Source organism: Luteolibacter rhizosphaerae, assembly GCF_025950095.1.
GTDB lineage: Bacteria > Verrucomicrobiota > Verrucomicrobiia > Verrucomicrobiales > Akkermansiaceae > Haloferula > Haloferula rhizosphaerae.
The window spans coordinates 25,489-42,792 of the sequence record NZ_JAPDDR010000007.1 but is presented as its reverse complement, the minus strand read 5'-3'; the positions used below and the strand labels follow the sequence as shown (position 1 = coordinate 42,792).

Below are 17,304 nucleotides of genomic sequence, written 5' to 3'. Positions count from 1 at the left end.
GGGGGCCTACGGGGGCGGGAGCTCAGTCCGAAAGGCCCCGAGGTCGAATTTCCCGGATCGGGCAGGCCCCGAGCATTCTTGATGTTTCCCCACGCTCTCCCACAGTCCTTGCATGCAGCCCGCCGACGCCATCAAAGCCCTCGCCCGCGAGGTCGGCTTCGATGATTGCCGGATCGCCGCAGCGGCTGAAGCGGGGCATGCCGATTCCTTCCGCGAATGGATCGCCGATGGTTGCCATGGAGAGATGGCCTGGATGGAGCGGACGCCGGAGCGCCGATGCGATCCTCGCGAGTTGCTACAGGGCTGCAAGGCGGTGGTGACATTGGCGCTGAACTACTATCCCGGTAGTAATCCGGCGCAGGGCTACCGCATCGCCCGCTACGCTTGGAGTGACGATTATCACGACATTATCGAGAAGATGCTCCGCCGCATGGATGAAGGCATGCAGGCGCTCGGCGGCACCCAGCGCTTCTACGTCGATACCGGCCCGGTGCTGGAGCGGGATCACGCCAGCGCCGCCGGCCTGGGCTGGAACGGGAAGTCCACCGTGCAGATCCACAAGGACCTCGGCACTTGGTTCTTTCTCGCCGAGTTGCTGACGACGCTGGAATTGCCCGCGGACAAACCCTTTGGCGACCATTGCGGCAAATGCACCCGCTGCATCAATGCTTGCCCGACGAATGCGATCACCGCTCCGCATCGCGTCGATGCCCGCCGTTGTATTTCCTACCTCACCATCGAGCACAAGGGGCCGATTCCCGAAGAGTTCCGCGATGCGATCGGCGACCGCCTCTACGGCTGCGACGAGTGCCTCGAAGTCTGCCCTTGGAACAAGTTCGCCAAGCTCTCCCGCGAGTCCCGCTTCCATGCCCGCGAGAACGTGTTCGCCCGGAAGCCCCGCGACTTCCTTGCTCTAACAGACGAGGAGTTCCGCGCTGTCTTTTCCAAGTCCCCGATCAAGCGCATCAAACGGCCGCGCTTCTTGAGGAACGCGTGCGTGGTGCTGGGGAATACCGGGACGCTGGAGGATCTGCCTGCACTTGAGAAAGCGGCTGAGGATCCGGATCCGCTGGTGGCGGAGCATGCGGTGTGGGCGATCGGGAAGATCAGGGCCCGAGTTGGAGTAGGGACCGGGATGGATAGGATGGATTAGATAAGAGGAGATGGGGCGCTCTTTGTGGTGAGCGCTGGATGTGTCCGTCTATTCAGGGGGGAGAGAAGAGATGTCGTCCTCTGTTCCGTCGATCCCATCCTTCCCGGCTGACCAGATCTCAAAGCGCCCCGGATCGCCTTCCCGTAAACGGATGTAGCGATAAGCCCGGCCCCACCGATCGCAAGGAACCTCTCTCATCATGGCCTTCCAGCGCTTCGGCAGAGACGGAACGGTAGGCCTTTCCACGAGCGCTTTAAGCCCCTGTTCCGTGGTCGGAAGATGCCCGACCCTTTTCTGGTAGGTAAGAAGCGACGCCCCTAGTGAGTTGAAATCCCGGTCTTCCTTAGTTGTGACACATCCGCTGGAAGGTAGGAGGAGATCCCGATAGCAATAGCCGGCTCCCACCAAACAAGAAACAAGGAACACTAGGATGTAGTCCTTCATTTTCCAGTGCCGGTATCGAGCGATGAAAGGTCATCTTTCGTCCCGAAAGTTCCATCGGGACCTGACGAAAGGAATTCGTGCGTGTCTCGATCCGATTTCCGAACCCGGCGGTAGGTATAGTGGTTTCCCCATGGGTCGATGGGTAGGCGTCCGTAGTGCGGATATAGCTCCTTCACCAGAACTTCGAGATCAGGAGGCAACTCCTTTCCCTTCTCACGATATGCGGATAGATCAGATTCAAATAGGACGAAATCCTGATACGCCCGGGATGCCCGGACGCCGTGTGCAACTCCGGGGATGACGATGCGGATCACCAGCAAGGCAAGGGCACAGGCACAAGCCACGAAGATGAGCGCCGGACGGAGCAATCGCTTCATGGGTAGACTGAGGAGAGGACGTCGCTAGTTCCGAACTTCTTGTCTTTTCCCGCGCTGATCACCTCGAAGGCTCTCTTGCCGGATCCAGACACGAGTCGATAGCGGTAAGGCGTTTCCCAAGGGTCCTCAGGAACTTTATTCGCAGTCTCTTCCCATTTTTCAGGAAGGCGGTCGGAGGAAGGCCGACTCACCACGGCTTCGATACCCTGTTCCGTGGTCGGGTAGCTCCCGGTCTTGCGCCGGTAGGCTTCGATCGAAGATCCGATCGCATTGAAATCCGCATCGACTCGCTGGAGTTTGGCTCCCGATGAAGGGAAGCCCGTCAAACAAAGGAAGCCAAACGCGAGGACAGCCATCGCCACGATGGTGAATGAAATGGAAAACGCTTTCCACATACGATTGCGGATACCTTGCTCAAGGAGAGTGGTAGATATTGTCGTCCTTGGTGCCAAAAATTCCGTCGCGTCCTGCGGAACGCAGTTCAAAGTCAGAAGGATCGCCTCCTTCAAAGCGCCGGTAGCGATACTCGCGATTCCAAGGATCGGTCGGCACGCGGTCCGCAATCTTCGTCCATCTACCGGGGATCGGGGCGGTGTCCGGTTTATGCACCAAGGCTTCCAGTCCTTGTTCCGTGGTTGGATAGAAGCCCGCGTTGAGGCGGTAGGTTTTCAGGCTCGAGCCGATGGCATTAAAGTCCGCATCGGTGCGGCTAAGCTTATGGCTGCGCGGCAACAGCTCTAGAACGTCGGCGTAGAACTAAGCTCCCCCGCCAAGCATGGTCAGGATGAGAATCCCCGTGATGACTTTCAGCACTTGAACCAGCTTTCTCATCTTCCGTCTTTGATGAAACCCGCCGGACAGAAGAACTGCCGCTGGATTTCCCAAGAGCGGATTCTTTGGAGATATGATTCTTGTAGGCTCGGAGGCTCTTCCCAATTCCGACAAAGTCTTCATTCACCCGGCTAAGCTTGCATTTATCCTGCCAAGGCCACGAACGATCATGCCATCGAAGCGCGCTCATCGCGAGAACCAACATGCATGGCATCGCCAACCAAGAGTTCATGGATCCACTACTCGAGCTCTAGAGAGGAGAGGTCATCCTTGGTCCCCAAGAGGCCGTCCTTCCCGGCAGAGAAGAGCTCAAAGATTCTTTCGTCGTCTTCAGGGAGTTTTCGATACTGATACGGATTGTTCCAAGGGTCGGTCGGCACGCGGTCCGCAATCTTCGTCCACCGGCCGGGGATCGGATTAGTGTCAGGTTTGTGCACCAAGGCTTCTAGTCCCTGCTGAGTCGTAGGGTAGAAGCCCGCGTTGAGCTTGTAAGTCTTCAAACTCGCAGCGAGAGCATTGAATTCACCGATCAGAGGATTGTACACGGTGCCTCGTGGAACCAACCCGAGCAGATCACGGAAGAGATACACTCCTCCCGCCATAACGGTGAGAACAAGAACTCCAGCGGTAGCTTTCATGGCATTCTTAAAGAGAAACCCGCCCAACAAAAAAACTGCCGCCGGATTTCCCGACGGCAGTTTTTAGAGAGCGGTTCGCAGGACGCTTCAGCGCTCACCGATCGGCGGCACCGGCACCGGACCCTTCGGCCCGATGTAAAGGGTGAGCGGGCGATACAGGCGGCTGTCGCGGAGCTGCTCCAACACCTGTGCGGTCCAACCGGAAGTCCGCGCGATCGCGAAGATCGGGGTGAAGAGATCGGTCGGGATGCCCAGCGAGTAGTAAACCGTGGCGGAGTAGAAATCGACGTTCGCGTTGAGACCCTTGCGCTCGCGCATGATCTCCGCGATGCGGTCGGACATCTGGATCCACTTCGGTTCGCCGAGTTCGCCGGAGAGCTTCACGGCGATATCGCGCAGGTGCGGGGCGCGGGGATCGAGCACCTTGTAAACGCGGTGGCCGATGCCCATGATCTTCTCCTTCCGCTCCAGCTTGCCTTCCACGAACTCATCCACCTTTGAGGGGTCGCCGATCTTCTCCAGCATGTGGATCACGCCTTCATTGGCGCCGCCGTGCAGCGGGCCCTTCAGCGTGCCGATCGCGGAGGTCACAGCGGAATACATGTCGGACAGCGTCGCCACCGTCACGCGGGCGGAGAAGGTGGAGGCGTTCATGCCGTGGTCGGCATGGAGAATGTAGGCCACGTCGAGGGTCTTGGTGGCGGTCTCGCTCGGCGTCTCGCCGGTGATCAGGTAGAGGAAGTGAGCGGCCTCCGAGAGGTCCTCGCGGACCGGCGGCAGTTCCAGCCCCTGGCGGTAGCGGTGGAAGGCTGCGATGACCACCGGCACCTTCGCCACCAGCGAGTAACCGATCTCCTCGACCTTCGCCAGATCCGGCTCACCGATCGCCACCCGGTTGTCGTAGAGAGCGAGCATCGAAACCCCGGTGCGCAGCACGTCCATCGGGCTGGCGTCCTTCGGAGCCGCCTTCAGGAAATCCAGCACTCCTTGCGGGAGGGCGCGGTCGCCGCGCAGGCGCTTCTCCAGCGCATCCAGCTCGGCCTGTTTCGGCAGGCGGCCCTTGTAGAGCAGGAAAACGACCTCCTCGTAGCAACAGTTGGCCACGAGGTCGTCGATCGAATGACCGAGATAGGTCAGGCGGCCTTCGGCACCCTCCACGTTGCTGAGAGCGGATTCATTGGCGATGACTCCTTCGAGGCCTTTGGCGTAGTCGGTCATGGGGTTGTTCGGGACGGGTTACGGGTGCTGAATTTGCACGGAAGAAAGCGGGTCGCGCGGAGGGCTGCAAGGGGAGAATCCCGCGCTAGCCGGAAAGCCTCGCAGACTCCTTGGATTCCGGGGATTGCAGGGTTGCGGACGGGCAGGGGATTGGGGGAAGCTCGGCGTGTGCCGGAGCCCGCCAGACTCTTTATCGAAAGCAGCACGCCCCGTGCCTCGCTGGCACTCCTGCGTGGCAGCGAGCTCGTGTTCGAGGAGTCCTTTATGGGCGATCGCAGCCACAATGCCCTGCTTTTCGACCCGCTGCAGAAGGCCATCGCCCTGTTGGAAACGGGAGAAACCCTCGCAACCGTTGTGATCGGCACCGGCCCCGGCAGCTACAGTGGTACCCGCGTGGGCATCGCGGCGGGGCAGGGGGTGGCGCTCGTCCATGGCTGCCCGGCCACCGGTCTCAGCTCGCTGTTAGCCGTGCCTCCGGCCCGCGGCCGAGCCCTCGCCATCGGCGATGCCCGCCGCGGCAGTGCCTGGCGGGTGAGGATCGAGGGCGGCAGTTTGTTAGGAGAACCGGAGCTTTGTCCAAATGCGCTGCTAGAAACCGAGATCGAGGCGGTCCTCGCGCAGGGTATCGCCGTCTTTTCCTTGGAGCCCGTCGATCGCCTCGGCTTGCCGGAAGAGCTCGTCGCCCGCATCACCGTCGAGCATCCGGATGCCCGGCAACTGGCCACCGCGTGGGCGAATCTCCCGGCGGAAGAAGAATCCCGGATTTCAGCGCTGCCGCCGCAGCCGGTTTACCTCCGCCCGCCGCACATCACCGAGGCCAAGGCCGGCCACCCCCTTCTGCGGAAGTGAGCAGGGCTATTTCCGTCGCCACAGCGTCACCATCGAGCTGGTCCACTGGAACTTCCGCGCCGTTTCCCGGATCAGGAAGGGCTCGTCGGTCACCTTGAGCAGCTCGAAATCGTGGGCCAGTTCGTCCTGCAGCCAATCCAAGGTGCTGCCGACCGGCCAGTTCTCCGGCGGGGTGAATTCGCCCAGCCAGGTGCAGGGGGTCGCCAGCACCAGTTCGCCCCCGGGCCTGAGCAGCGAGGGCAGCCGCTTCAGCAGCACCGCGGGGTTGAACAGGCGGCACAGCAGATTTGCCGCATGCACCCGGTGGAAATCGCCCAGATCCGCGCGCAGCGAAGTCGCGTCTCCCGTCTCGAAGCTCACCGCCCCGATCGGCAGGTCCTGTGGCACCCGTGCCTCCAGCACCGTCCGCAGGTTCGCTTCGTCGTGGCGCTGGTAGTTGAGGGGGCCGCCTGCGAGCGCCGCGGCTGCCTGAATGAAGCTGTGAGAGTAATCGATCCCCAGCACTTCCGAACTATCGCGGGAGAGCTCGTAGGTTGAACGACCCACCGCGCAGCCCAGATCAAGGGTCCGGGCCACTTGGCCCGGGGAGAAATGTCGGGTGGTCCGTACCGCGAAATCGAGCGCCTCCTTCATTCCCGGAGGGGCCTCCGCCGGCAGGATCTCGTCCGCCTTCCCGTAGTGGAAGAGCAGGTATTCCGCGAGCAGCCGCTCGCTTTCGTAGGGATTCGCGCTCAATGGACCGGGACCTCTCCGGGTTTCACGGCCGACTCATCGTAGTAGAAGTCGGCGTCGTCATGCTTCGGCACGGGGATGTTCAGGATTTTGAGCTTCCCGATCGCCCGATGGCGGCAGCCCGGCCGGATCATCACCGTGCTCAGCGGCTTCACCGGCACCAGCTCGCCATCCAGCTCCAAGAAGCCTTCGCCCTCCAGCACCACGTAGATCTCCGTCGTCTTGAGATGATAGTGGCTGGTGGGCTCTTCCTTCACCTCCAGATAGTGGGCGGATGCGGGAGCGTCCGGCTGGTCCACGAAGGCACGCCGCGTCGTTCCGCAGCAGCACTCGATCGGCGGCAGCTCGCTGAACTCGACCTGATGATAGCGCTTCATGGCTGTCTCAGCCTGCGAGCGCATCCATCAGGTAGCGCGCCGGACGGAAGTTTTCGATCAGCACCTCATGCTGCGTCCCGCGCTTCATCCGCACCTGCTTGATGTTGAAGTTCGGCGTCTTGTGCGGCGCGAAGAGAATGTCGTCGTGGGTCGAGTTCTCGTGCTTCTTGAACATTTCCGGCACGATGTCCCCGCCGAGATGGTCGTCGCGGCCCGTAGCAAGGTGGCAGGTGCCCAAGACCTTCTCGTCCTGGATGTCCGCGTAGGAAACCGGCAGCACCTGCGTGCCGAAGCCCAGCTCGCCGAGCGTCCCGGTCATGGGGTCATCCTGAAGCCGCTCGTTGTGGCGGTCGATCGTTGCCTGGTTCCCGGCGATCAGGTCGGAGCGCAGGATGCAGCGGTTTTCCACCGTCAGCAGGCCCAGCGTTCCATCCTCATACTTCATCGGGAAGTGCCCGCGCGCATCCTGTGGCACGAAGTAAACTTCACCCGCCGGCAGGTTCGCGATGTCCGGCTTCGTGCCTTGGCAGAGACCGTGGGACTTCTGCGCCTCCTGGCCATTCAGGCCCAGCCAGGCCGTGAGGATCCGGCCATCTTCCAGCTCGAAATCGATCTCGATCTCATCCGCCTTGGTCAGCGCCAATCGGAGCTTCTCCGCATCGACGGAGACCTCCTCGTAATCCACTGCCAGCCCGGAGCTCAGGATGATGTCGTTCAGCCCGTGCAACGTCGCGCCGCGGAAGCCGAATTCCTTCGCCTTCGCCGTCAGCGGTGCCGTCGCGGAGAAGGTGGAGATGCAGAGGATCAGGTCGAAATTCGGGTAGATATCCCGGTCCAGCGAGAGTTTCGTGCCGGTCGTGTCCCAGACCTCGTCTTCCAGATCGAGGTTCGAGCCATGGGTAGTCTTGTAGGCGAACATGTCGCCGCCGCTCATGCCCAGCTCCTTCATCGCCCCGTCCTTCAGACCCAGGTAGAAGGCTTCGTGGGCTTTCTTCTGCACCGGAAAACCCTCTGCCTTCAAGAAGGCCAAATCCTTGATCAGCCCGGCGGGCTCTTCGAAGTCGGTCAGGATACAGACCCGGCATCCCTGCGTCGGCTTGAACACCGTCCCCAGCAGGCGGACGAGGTCGAAGGGCGGGAATTGCCGGTTTTCGGGGTGGAGCAGGATTTCCTCGGAAAGGTAGTGAGGGAGGCTGGCGGTCGGCATGGCCACCCAAGCTAGGAGTGAACCCTACCTGCGCAAGGGGAGTTTCATGCAAAGGTTGCAAAAATCCCGTCACCCGCCGAGGTCCATCCCCTTGTCCTTCATCTCCTGCAGCACCGCCGTCATGTCGTCGAGGGATTCCCACAAGTCCTTGACCACGAAGATAGGCGACCCGGATCGGACGGCGATGGCGATGCAGTCGCTCGGCCGGGCATCCAGCTCCACGATCTTGCGTTCCATGATCTCGTTCTCCGCCTCCAGGATCAGGCGCGCATAGTAGATCTCCTTCTCCAGCGCCACGATCACCGCCCGGCTTACCTTGGCCCCGAAGGCTTCCAGCGTGAAGAGGTAGAGATCGTGCGTCAGCGGTCGCGGCGGCGTCTCCCCGGCCAGCGCCGCGTTGATCGAGGCACCGATCGCCAGGTCGATGTAGAACACGATCGATTTCTGCCCGTCGCCGAGGAAAACGGCGCAACCGGCAGGGGTGGGGAGGAGGGCGATGGGTTCGACGCGGACCAGTTCAGGCACGCTGCACTTGTCGTCCCGCTTCGTGATCTTTCCAAGGTGAAATCACGTCTAAACCTCCGTGGAGCGCGGACCGTATATGCGTCCGAATCCAAGCCCTCCTCCGCCATGGCCTATTCCATCAACCGCCGCCGCGCGCTCAAGACCCTCTTCTGCTCCAGCGTCCTCATGCAGCAGAATCTTGCCAGCCACGTGCCCGCCCAGACAGCGCGGGCCGTGGGCTCCCTTGATCTCCTCGCCCTCGGGGATTTCGGCACCGGCGACGAGCGGCAGAAGGCCGTTGCCCGTGGCATGGCCCGCTATGCCGCCAGTCTCGGCAAGAAGCCGGATGGACTCCTTCTCCTCGGCGATAACTTCTACGGCGCCATGCCCGGCGGCGTGAAGTCCCCGCGCTGGCGGAGCGGCTTCTCGGATATGTATCCGGGCAAGGATTTCCCCGGTCCCTGCTGGGCCATCTTCGGCAATCACGACTACCACGACACTCCCGGCAACGAGCAGGCCCAGCTCAACTACGCGGGCTCGCTCAAACGCAAGACCCGTTGGACCTGTCCGGCCAAGTACTACCGCGTCGATCTCCCCGCCATCAACCCGCAGGTCACCCTGCTTATGATCGATACCAACTGGGAGTCGATCAACCGTGCCGTCCACGGCGACAAGCGGCCTTGCTGGATGAAGGCGGAGGAACTCGAAGCCCAGATGAAATGGCTCGGCGAACAACTCGACTCGAAGCGCGCTCCATTCACCATCGTTGCCGGCCATCACCCCGTCTACTCGGATGCCTCCCATGGCGATACCAAGGAGCTGGTGGATGACCTCGCCCCCCTCCTCGAAAAGCACGGCGCGCACCTCTACCTCTGTGGACACGATCATGACCTCCAGCACCTGGAGTTCGAGAAGCACCGCACCTCCTTCGTCCTCTCCGGCGGCGGCGGCGCCCGCCTCTACAAGACCGGCGAGACCCGGAAGGGCTCGACGGTTCTCGATGTCCACGGTTTCACCCACCTCTCGATCGCGGACAAGCTCATGACCGTCCGCCACGTCGATCCGAACGGGAAGGTCGTCCACGCCTTTACCAAGGCGGTCGATCACAAGTGGAAGATCCTCGCCTGAGGCTCACGGCATTTATCCGGCAGGCATCTCCCGCCCTTGCCCCCGGTGGCTCCTGCGCGGACACTCCCGCGTCTTCCATGCGAAAGATCGTCCACATCGACATGGATTGCTTTTACGCCGCAATCGAGGAACGGGAGAATCCCGCTCTCGTCGGGAAGCCTGTGGGGGTGGGTGGCAGCTCGCATCGCGGCGTGCTCACCACCGCGAATTACGAGGCCCGCAAGTTCGGCTGCCGTTCGGCCATGCCTGTCTTCAAGGCGCTGCAGCTTTGCCCGCAGCTGATCATGGTGCCGACCCGCTTTGAACTCTACCGCTCCGTCAGCGCCCAAATCCGGGCCATCTTCGGCCGCTTCACGGATAGCATCGAGCCGCTCTCGCTGGATGAAGCCTACTTGGATGTATCGCATCTGAATTCGCCTGCCGCCGTCGTCGCCCGCGAGATCCGCACCCAGATCCGGGAGGAAACCGGTCTCACCGCTTCAGCCGGCATCGGGCCGAACAAGCTTATCGCGAAGATCGCCAGCGATTGGAACAAGCCGAACGGGCAACACGAGGTCACGCCGGAGAATGTGGAGAGTTTCATGGCCGCCCTTTCCGTCCGCCGCATCTGGGGGGTCGGTGGCAAGATGGCCGCCAAACTCGAAAGCGTGAACATCCGCACCTGCGGCGATCTCCAGCGCTTCGACAAGCTGGAGATGGCCCGTCGCTTCGGTCGTTGGGGCCTCGAACTCTGGGAACTCTGCCGCGGAATCGACAACCGGGAGGTGCAGACCAAGCGCATCCGCAAGTCGATGAGTACGGAGAGCACCTTCCGCGAGAACCTGAACTCCGTGGAAGATCTCCGTCCGCGCATGCACTCGATGATCGAGGAACTCTCCGCCGATCTTGTCCGCTACGAGGACCGCGTGATCCGTTCCCTCGTCCTCAAGATGAAGTTTGCCGACTTCACCCGCACCACCGCCGAGCGCGCGCATTCTTTCGTGGAGCGCGACATCTTTGAGGAACTGCTGGCCGAAGCTTGGCAGCGGGGAGAGGGCAAAGGAGTCCGCCTCCTCGGCGTCGGCGTCCGTTTCAAGGATCCCGAGCAAAAGTATCAGCTGGACCTGCTGTGAGGATCAGGGCAGCGGCTTGCCGCCGGAGAGCTTCCACTTGAGGAGAGGCAGGGTGACCTTGCCGATACCTTGCGATACCGGATGAACCCCATCCGGTACGAAACCCTGGAAGGTGGCAAGGTCACCCTGCTGAAGGGCCGCCCAGTTCGGGTGATGGTCGATGAGAAGCAGGCCGCGTTCGGCGGCGACTTCCCGATACATTTGATAGTAGGAAGGGAGATTCGGCCGCAGGGTGGCGGAGGCATTGCTGCCGGCGGGGGAATCCCAGACGGTATTCATGGTCTGGAGGATGATCTCCGCGGCGGGGTTCTGCCCTTTGATCGCATCGATCATGGTGATGAGGTTCGAGCGTGCCTGCGCAACCGAGAGCTGCGGGGTGCCATCGCTGTAGAGGAAGGCATCGTTCATCGCGAACTCGATGAAGACGGTGTCGGGATTGTGGGCGAGGACCTTCGTGTTGAGCTGGGCGAGACCTTCCGCTGAGTTCTTCCCGCTGAGGCCGCTGTTCACGACAGTGAGGAGGCCGGGATATTCGGCGGAGAGCCATGAGTTCATGCCTCCGACCCATGCTCCGCCCGCGGTGAGGCTGGTGCCGTAGACGACAACCTTGCGCGGCTGCCCTGCAGCGAGCGCCGAAACGAGGGAGGATGGTGCGGTATCGAGGGCGACACGGAAGAAGTCACGCGGGCGGCTCTTCTGGATCGGCAATGTGTAATCCGCGAAAGAAGTCGGAGATCCGGTTGGCCAGAGGGAGAAGGCGAGCTGGAAGTTTGCGGGGCCGGAGGGCGAAAGTCCGGGCCGGGTAATGCGGAGATCGAAGATGTTCTCCTCCGTGAAGAGACCGAAGAAGGAGGGGTGACCCTTCACCGCATTGATGAAGGGTTCATCGGAAACATAGGGGTCCAGACCGAGGGTGATTTCCTGCGCATCGGTCATGCCGTCATTGTCGGTATCCTCATAAGGGTCGACGGGGAAGAATCCCACCGCATCGGCGATGACGTAGCCATTGGCTGCCGTGTTCTTTACGGTGATGCCTTCACCCGGTGCACCGGTGAATTGATAGAATCCGACGAGGTTCCACTTGCCGCCATTGGCGCGCTGATCGACGGCTTGAAGCGAGGTGCCTCCGGCGTGATGGATCTCGACGGCAGCATTCGATGCGCGATTGGTATGGGCGGTCCAGCGGAGGAAGACACGCTGGAATCCGGTGGTGCCCGCGGGCAGGGCGAAGCGGACTTGCTTGGTGCCTTGGCCGGCGTTGTTGTCGTGAAGGTAGTCGCTGCCAACAAAGCCGGTAGCAGAGGTGCCGGAAAGCCAATCGCCGGTGACGGTGACGAGGGCCGTATCGGTATTGTCCACGATCGAGGTGGGCAGGCCGATCGAGGTATCGCCCAGGGCCTGACCGGCGGAGAGCAGAAGCGGACGGAGTTGGGCGTAGGGCACGCTCTGCACCGCGATGTCCTGATCGATGGCGTAGGATGCGGCGATGGCGGCGGACTGCGAGAGTGCCATGAAAACCGGCTCCATGCGGATGGAGCCGAAGGCCATGTGCGAGGCAGAGAGGCTCCAAGGCACGAAGAGATTCGGGCACTGCCCGATCTTCGGGACGATGGAGCGATAGGAAATCGGATAAGGATTCGCGAGCGAAAGCTGAATGTCGCCCTCGTTCTTCACCATGCCATTCTTCACATGGCGTTGCACGTTGTGCGAATCCATGGCGTAGGCGGCCAGTCCCACGGAATCCGGCGCCACGAGGGCACCGGTGCAGTGGTGCTGGTTCATCACGAAGTCGGAAACCATGCGGCGCGCCTCGCGAACGTAGAGCTGATAGGGCCAGTTGCCGTTGTCGGTGAACTCGTCGGCAGGCAGTCCCCACTTCGCGTAATTGTTGCGGATGGACTCCGGGACGCGCGGGTGATTTTGAAGCGTCCAGACGAGGCCGCGCTGCCAGTTCTCGTGCTGCTTGGCGAGGGCGAGTCGGGCGTCGTGATCGAGGGTGGTCCAGTCCCAGCCGGGGCCGTAGTTCTTGCCGATGAAGTCGGTGGAGATGCCTCCGGTGTTGTTCGAGTCGGTCTTGCGATTCGGCATCAGGTCGAACTTAAAGAAGCCCGAGGTTTGGCCGGCCTCGATCGAGCGGAAGAGGAGTTCGTAGTCAGCCTCGTTGTAGCCCGGTGGTTGGGCGATCATCACCCGGTTCGCGACGGTGTCCGTAAGGACCATGCGGAAGCAGTAGGCCTGCAAGCGATGATCGGCACTGCCATCCGTACCCCCCGGTCCGGAATTCACGCCGGGTAGCAGGCCGCTGGCGGCATTGCCGGGCGTGAGGTAAGGATCGATGTTGTCACGGAGCTGGTTCTTGGTCGCCCCGGCGGCTTGGATGCCGTTCACGGTTTCGCCATGAGTGGCATTCGCTTCACGGCCGACGGTGAAGCTCACGCCCGCTCCGGGAAGCAGGTCGCCTTCATAGCTGGCATCGATGAACATCTTCCCGGCGTACTCGCTGCCGTCTTCCAAACGGATGTGCGCGATCTTGCCGGAGTTCATGACCACGCCCTCGTCGAGGTCGAGACGCCCGGTCACGACGGTGACGCTTTGTTCCGTGAGGAGCTGGTTAAAAACCGCTTCGGCAACCTTGGGTTCAAAGACCGAAGCGATCTCCAGAGTGGCATTGAAAGCGGGCCCGCCTTGCCCGGCATTGCCATAGCTTTCACGCGTCTGCCAATTCCATGCCGAGCCCTGCTGATAGTGCAGGTAGAGCCGGTGGTAGAATTCACGACTGAGGCCGCCGAGGATCGAGGACTTGCCGAGGTCGGTCCAGCCGAGGCCGCTGGTGGTCAAGCCGCCGAGATGCGCGGTGGGCGAGACCAGCACCACGCTCTTGCCGGAGCGGGCGGACTGGACCGCAGCGATGACCCCGCCGGAAGTACCGCCGTAAACGACAACATCCTTTTGAACCGGGACGGCGGAAGCGGTGGCGATCGAGGCGGCAGCGAGAATGAGGAAGCGGTTCAAGGCGTGGCGAGGTGAGTGCGAAGGAAAAGGCGGGCGGGTGGAGCAGGAATCGGCTCAGTGATTGTATCGATCACGGCACCATCCGGTTTCACGAGATCGACCGAGTAGCTCGGGGTCCCAGAGAGAGAGATCGAGGGACGGCGCAGGCGGGCATCGAAGATCTCGTTGGCGGAGTGGATGCCGAAGAGTCCCGGGTTCGCCCGCACGGCGGCGATGAACTGGGTGTCGGGAAAGAAAGGATCGAGGCCCAAGGTTTCTTCCTGCGAATCGGTGAGGCCATCGCCATCGGTGTCCGGATCGGTGGCGGGAACGTATGGCGTCACATCCGCGAAGGTTTGGCCGATACGGATCTCATCCACCAGCGTGGAGCGTCCGTTCTGCGCGGCCACACGGATGCGGTCGAACTGCAGGCCATCGATGCTCAGCGAACCATGGGGCGCGCCGGGTTCGAAATCGAGGGCAGGGTTGAAATAGACATCCAGCCGATCGAGCGCGGGATCTCCGCCGCCGCCATCCGGAACGAGGTGGATCACGGCGAGCACCGGCGCTCCGATGGTGGTGGTGTAGGCCGCGGAATTCACGAGGCCTCCGGCACGACGAGCCAGACGGAGATTCTTGCCGCCGGCGTGTTCGATGGCGAAGCGCGCATCCGCATTGGCGAGGCCGTTGTCATAGAAGGACACGCCGATGAAGTCGGTAAAGTTCCCTTGCGGCTGGATGAGCATGGAGATCCATGCTTCGCCATTGTGGTCACCGACTTCGCGCGAGCTGATGGTGGTGGCCGCACCGCCGTCCGCCGTATCGAGCGCGGATCCCGAGGTCACGAGGGTATTCCCGATGGAGTCGGAAAAGCTAAGTCCCGGCGAGGTGACAATGACCGGATTGGTCCCTTGCCAGGCGGTGGTCCAACCGCTCCCGCCGGACCCGGCGAGATCACCGTCCGGGTAGGAGAAGTTATCGTGGATCAGGAGATCCGCGTGGAGAAGGCCCGCGCCCGACCCGATGAATGCAAAGACCAGCGTGGTGAGTTTCGTCGTCATGGCTTCAGGGGTTATCGAGCGTGACACGGAGGAAGTTCTTCCCGCCCGGGAGAACGACGCTGCGGGTGAAGGTCTCAAGCGGTGGCCATGTGCTGAGGTGGGTGCTGTGCTGCACCTCGAATGTGAAGCCGACCGGATCGTTCCCGGTCTGCGGCAGCACTACCCCGCCATTGGTCAGCTGGAGCATGCCCGCGGAATCATACAGCCCGAAGTAGTCGGGATTCGCCTTGATCGCTGCGACGAGGCCGGCATTCGACACGAAGGGATCGAGCCCGAGCACCGTCTCTTGTCCGTCGGTCAGGCCATCTCCATCCGTGTCGGGGTCGCCCCCGGGTGTGTGTGGCGTGACATCGGCGAAGGTCGACCCCACGCGGAACTCATCGACGAAAAGCGTGGCTCCGTTCTGCCCGGCGATGCGGACCGTATCGAAGTTGAAGTTCGCGGCTTGGATGGTCCCATCCGGCTGCGAAGGAATCGCGGCGAAAGGAGGATCGATGAAGGCTTCCACCTTGTCCGGAGAGGTCCCGCCCTCGGTGAGATGGAGCACGACCAGGTGAGTGGTGCCGAACACCCCCTTCAGGGTATTCACGTTGGCAGGGGTCACCGAGTTCCCTAGCGTGATCGAGGATGACGTGTCCACACTCGTATTGCTGATAGAGAAGAGCGCGGTGGAGCCGCGATAGAAGCTGACCCCCTCGAAAAGGGAATTGCTGGCCGGGAGGCGGTAGAGGAAGGAGATCCAGACATCCGTAAGCGGGCCACCCGAGACCGTGCGGAAGTTCCGGGTGGTGGCGGAACCGGTGGTTTCCATGCCTAGGCCTGAGACCGTGAGCACATTGCCCAAGGAATCCGTGTAGCTCATGCCGGCGGAGGAAATCACGCCGGAGGAACCGTCTTGGGTCCATGCGGCATTCCAACCGCTGCCACCCGCGAGCGAGGTCACTCCGGTCGCGGCGGTGTAGTTGAAGGGTTCGTAAACGAGTTCAGCCGCCCAAGCATGGGAGAGCGTGAGGAGTGCAAGGGGGACGAAAGTGAAGATGGGGTTTTTCATCGGCTTGTGAATTGGCCGGCAGAGGGCCGGGGGTCTTGGGAACCAGCGCGTCTCAGGCCCGGCGGCGGAAAAGGAGGAACAGACCGAGCGAGCCCAACAAAGCGACGGAGGGCTCCGGCACGGAGACGATCTGCAACGAGTTCAGGAAACCGCGGCGGTCGACGGCGTCATTGCCTCCATCGATCGCGAGGAAGAAGGATTGACCCTCCAGAATGGTGAAGGAGATGGCCTGGTAATTCTCCCCCTCGACAAAGGAGTTATACTGCCCCGAGTAGCCGGCCGCAGCGTAGCTGGCATTCGTCTGTGTTTCGGCCACCAGCGAGGCGAAACTGAATGAGGAAGAACTCGCGCCGACGCTCGAGTACATGTTCATCGAATACCCGGTGGCATTCGAATTGGTGTTTCGGGCCATCACGTAGGCGACATAGTCACCCGCCGCGAGGCCATCCAGCCGCAGGCCGATGGCAGCGCCGGTAGTGGTGGCCGCCCCGCCGCCGAAGAATCCGTCCCGGCCCGCCGCTACTATTATCACCGTAGATCGATCCGGTGCCGAGCAGGCTCTGCTGGCCCGGGACCGCTCCACCGCTGCCTGCGAGCGCGAGGTTGGTGATATTGGTCCCGAAATCGATGGTGCCGTTGCCGCCGGTGCTTTCCTGGCCGAGATCCATCGTGACTCCGCTGGCGGCACTGCCGTCGCCATAGACGAGGTCGTTGCGGTTGGCGGAAGTGGTGACGGTGTTCCAGGAGGTCTGGCCACCGGGGATACCACCCGCCACGTGACCGGGACTAAGGGCCAAGTACGGGGCAGCAACGACGGAGTTCGACGCCGGATTTCCGAAGTCGAGCAAAAGGTTTACGGCCGACACGGGGGTGACCGATGCGGCAAAGATCATGCCGCTGGCAAGCAGGAGGGTTTTCATGGGTTTCCTGCTTGAATGGCGGGCGGAATGGGGAACTTAGCATGCGAAACGGGAAAAAAGTCCGCATCAGCCCGGGTCGCGCACAGGGCGTGATTATTTCGGGCCCGGATGCTAAGTTCCGGGTCGCCCGCTGCATACTAAGGGGACGGGAACCGATGTCCGAGGAGCTGAAAGGAATGAACCAGGAGGAAGCCCACACCGCGGCGGTGCAGGGCCTCTTCCTGCAATTCCAGCCCGCGGTGCGCGGCTATGTGATCTCGATGCTGCCGGACTTCTCCTTGGCCGACGATGTGATGCAGGAGATCTTCCTGGTGGTAACGCGGAAGGCCGCGAGCTTCGAGATCGGCACGAGCTTTCCGGCTTGGGTCAAGACGATCGCGCGCTTCAAGGTGATGGAGGCGATGCGGGCCGGGCGAAGCAAATGCGAGACGCTCTCCGAGGAAGTGCTGCAGGCGCTGGACGCGGAGCGGACGGAGTTCCGTAGCGGCGGGGACGAGCGCCTGCACCTGCTCGCTTCCTGCATGGACGAACTGGCTCCACAGGCCCGGCGCTCGATCGACTTTCGCTACAAGCAAGACCATCAGCCGCCGCAGATCGCCGAGCTGATGGGCTGCACGGTGCAATCGGTGAATGTGACGCTTTCACGAGCACGCGCTTTCCTTCGCGAGTGCGTGCTGCGCAAGATGGATGCGAGCAAGATCTGAGTCCTTC

General features: G+C 62.0%; 20 protein-coding genes. 5 read left to right on the top strand and 15 right to left on the bottom strand.

Annotated elements, in window-relative coordinates; all coding sequences use genetic code 11:
- Positions 1–112: 112 nt before the first annotated feature.
- Complete coding sequence (gene queG / locus OJ996_RS14165; protein WP_264514266.1) at positions 113–1,153, top strand: tRNA epoxyqueuosine(34) reductase QueG; 1,041 nt, start codon at positions 113–115, stop codon at positions 1,151–1,153.
- Between the two features lie 48 nt (positions 1,154–1,201).
- On the opposite strand, the gene OJ996_RS26580 is transcribed toward queG, so the two are convergent.
- The 6 genes from OJ996_RS26580 to OJ996_RS14140 all read right to left on the bottom strand — a co-directional run bounded on the left by OJ996_RS26580 (position 1,202) and on the right by OJ996_RS14140 (position 4,661).
- Positions 1,202–1,597: a type II secretion system protein GspG gene (locus OJ996_RS26580; RefSeq protein ID WP_425605563.1), complete on the bottom strand. Its 396-nt coding sequence runs from the start codon at positions 1,595–1,597 to the stop codon at positions 1,202–1,204.
- Positions 1,594–1,974 carry a type II secretion system protein GspG gene (locus OJ996_RS14160; RefSeq protein ID WP_264514264.1) on the bottom strand — a complete coding sequence of 127 codons (381 nt, stop codon included), beginning with the start codon at positions 1,972–1,974 and terminating at the stop codon, positions 1,594–1,596. The genes OJ996_RS26580 and OJ996_RS14160 overlap by 4 nt, the downstream gene beginning before the upstream one ends.
- The gene (locus tag OJ996_RS14155) at positions 1,971–2,459 is read right to left on the bottom strand and encodes a type II secretion system protein GspG (protein ID WP_264514263.1); all 489 of its coding nucleotides are present in this window, start codon (positions 2,457–2,459) and stop codon (positions 1,971–1,973) included. The genes OJ996_RS14160 and OJ996_RS14155 overlap by 4 nt, the downstream gene beginning before the upstream one ends.
- Positions 2,389–2,706, bottom strand: coding sequence for a type II secretion system protein GspG (locus OJ996_RS14150; protein ID WP_264514262.1), 318 nt, complete (start codon positions 2,704–2,706; stop codon positions 2,389–2,391). The genes OJ996_RS14155 and OJ996_RS14150 overlap by 71 nt, the downstream gene beginning before the upstream one ends.
- A 338-nt stretch (positions 2,707–3,044) precedes the next feature.
- The gene (locus OJ996_RS14145; RefSeq protein WP_319800691.1) at positions 3,045–3,443 is read right to left on the bottom strand and encodes a type II secretion system protein GspG; all 399 of its coding nucleotides are present in this window, start codon (positions 3,441–3,443) and stop codon (positions 3,045–3,047) included.
- 87 nt (positions 3,444–3,530) lie between these two features.
- Positions 3,531–4,661, bottom strand: a complete 1,131-nt coding sequence (locus OJ996_RS14140; RefSeq protein WP_264514261.1) for a citrate/2-methylcitrate synthase — start codon at positions 4,659–4,661, stop codon at positions 3,531–3,533.
- Between the two features lie 168 nt (positions 4,662–4,829).
- Between OJ996_RS14140 and tsaB the strand changes: the two genes are divergently transcribed.
- Entirely contained in the window at positions 4,830–5,510 is a 681-nt protein-coding gene (gene tsaB / locus OJ996_RS14135; protein WP_264514260.1) for a tRNA (adenosine(37)-N6)-threonylcarbamoyltransferase complex dimerization subunit type 1 TsaB, read from the top strand.
- 6 nt (positions 5,511–5,516) lie between these two features.
- On the opposite strand, the gene OJ996_RS14130 is transcribed toward tsaB, so the two are convergent.
- The 4 genes from OJ996_RS14130 to OJ996_RS14115 all read right to left on the bottom strand — a co-directional run bounded on the left by OJ996_RS14130 (position 5,517) and on the right by OJ996_RS14115 (position 8,351).
- Entirely contained in the window at positions 5,517–6,245 is a 729-nt protein-coding gene (locus tag OJ996_RS14130) for a methyltransferase domain-containing protein (RefSeq protein ID WP_264514259.1), read from the bottom strand.
- The gene (locus OJ996_RS14125) at positions 6,242–6,619 is read right to left on the bottom strand and encodes a cupin domain-containing protein (RefSeq protein WP_264514258.1); all 378 of its coding nucleotides are present in this window, start codon (positions 6,617–6,619) and stop codon (positions 6,242–6,244) included. Before OJ996_RS14125 ends, OJ996_RS14130 begins: the two co-directional genes overlap by 4 nt.
- Before the next feature lie 7 nt (positions 6,620–6,626).
- Positions 6,627–7,826: a M29 family metallopeptidase gene (locus OJ996_RS14120; RefSeq protein WP_264514257.1), complete on the bottom strand. Its 1,200-nt coding sequence runs from the start codon at positions 7,824–7,826 to the stop codon at positions 6,627–6,629.
- Between the two features lie 69 nt (positions 7,827–7,895).
- The gene (locus OJ996_RS14115) at positions 7,896–8,351 is read right to left on the bottom strand and encodes a bifunctional nuclease family protein (RefSeq protein ID WP_264514256.1); all 456 of its coding nucleotides are present in this window, start codon (positions 8,349–8,351) and stop codon (positions 7,896–7,898) included.
- A 105-nt stretch (positions 8,352–8,456) separates the two neighbouring features.
- Between OJ996_RS14115 and OJ996_RS14110 the strand changes: the two genes are divergently transcribed.
- Positions 8,457–9,458: a metallophosphoesterase gene (locus OJ996_RS14110; RefSeq protein ID WP_264514255.1), complete on the top strand. Its 1,002-nt coding sequence runs from the start codon at positions 8,457–8,459 to the stop codon at positions 9,456–9,458.
- 77 nt (positions 9,459–9,535) lie between these two features.
- A complete protein-coding gene (dinB, locus tag OJ996_RS14105; RefSeq protein WP_264514254.1) occupies positions 9,536–10,570 on the top strand; it encodes a DNA polymerase IV in 1,035 nt (344 codons plus the stop codon).
- A gap of 3 nt (positions 10,571–10,573) precedes the next feature.
- On the opposite strand, the gene OJ996_RS14100 is transcribed toward dinB, so the two are convergent.
- The 5 genes from OJ996_RS14100 to OJ996_RS14080 are packed head-to-tail and all read right to left on the bottom strand — an operon-like array spanning position 10,574 to position 16,593.
- Positions 10,574–13,582, bottom strand: a complete 3,009-nt coding sequence (locus OJ996_RS14100) for an FAD-dependent oxidoreductase (RefSeq protein WP_264514253.1) — start codon at positions 13,580–13,582, stop codon at positions 10,574–10,576.
- Positions 13,579–14,622, bottom strand: coding sequence for a thrombospondin type 3 repeat-containing protein (locus tag OJ996_RS14095; RefSeq protein WP_264514252.1), 1,044 nt, complete (start codon positions 14,620–14,622; stop codon positions 13,579–13,581). Before OJ996_RS14095 ends, OJ996_RS14100 begins: the two co-directional genes overlap by 4 nt.
- Positions 14,623–14,626: 4 nt before the next feature.
- Positions 14,627–15,673 (bottom strand): hypothetical protein, encoded by a 1,047-nt coding sequence (locus OJ996_RS14090; protein ID WP_264514251.1) that lies wholly within the window; start codon positions 15,671–15,673, stop codon positions 14,627–14,629.
- Positions 15,674–15,725: 52 nt separating this feature from the next.
- Positions 15,726–16,085, bottom strand: a complete 360-nt coding sequence (locus OJ996_RS14085) for a hypothetical protein (protein ID WP_264514250.1) — start codon at positions 16,083–16,085, stop codon at positions 15,726–15,728.
- A gap of 16 nt (positions 16,086–16,101) precedes the next feature.
- Positions 16,102–16,593 (bottom strand): hypothetical protein, encoded by a 492-nt coding sequence (locus OJ996_RS14080; protein ID WP_264514249.1) that lies wholly within the window; start codon positions 16,591–16,593, stop codon positions 16,102–16,104.
- Positions 16,594–16,748: 155 nt separating this feature from the next.
- On the opposite strand from OJ996_RS14080, the gene OJ996_RS14075 reads away from it, so the two are divergent.
- Positions 16,749–17,297: a sigma-70 family RNA polymerase sigma factor gene (locus OJ996_RS14075; RefSeq protein WP_264514248.1), complete on the top strand. Its 549-nt coding sequence runs from the start codon at positions 16,749–16,751 to the stop codon at positions 17,295–17,297.
- The last annotated feature ends 7 nt before the right edge of the window (positions 17,298–17,304 follow it).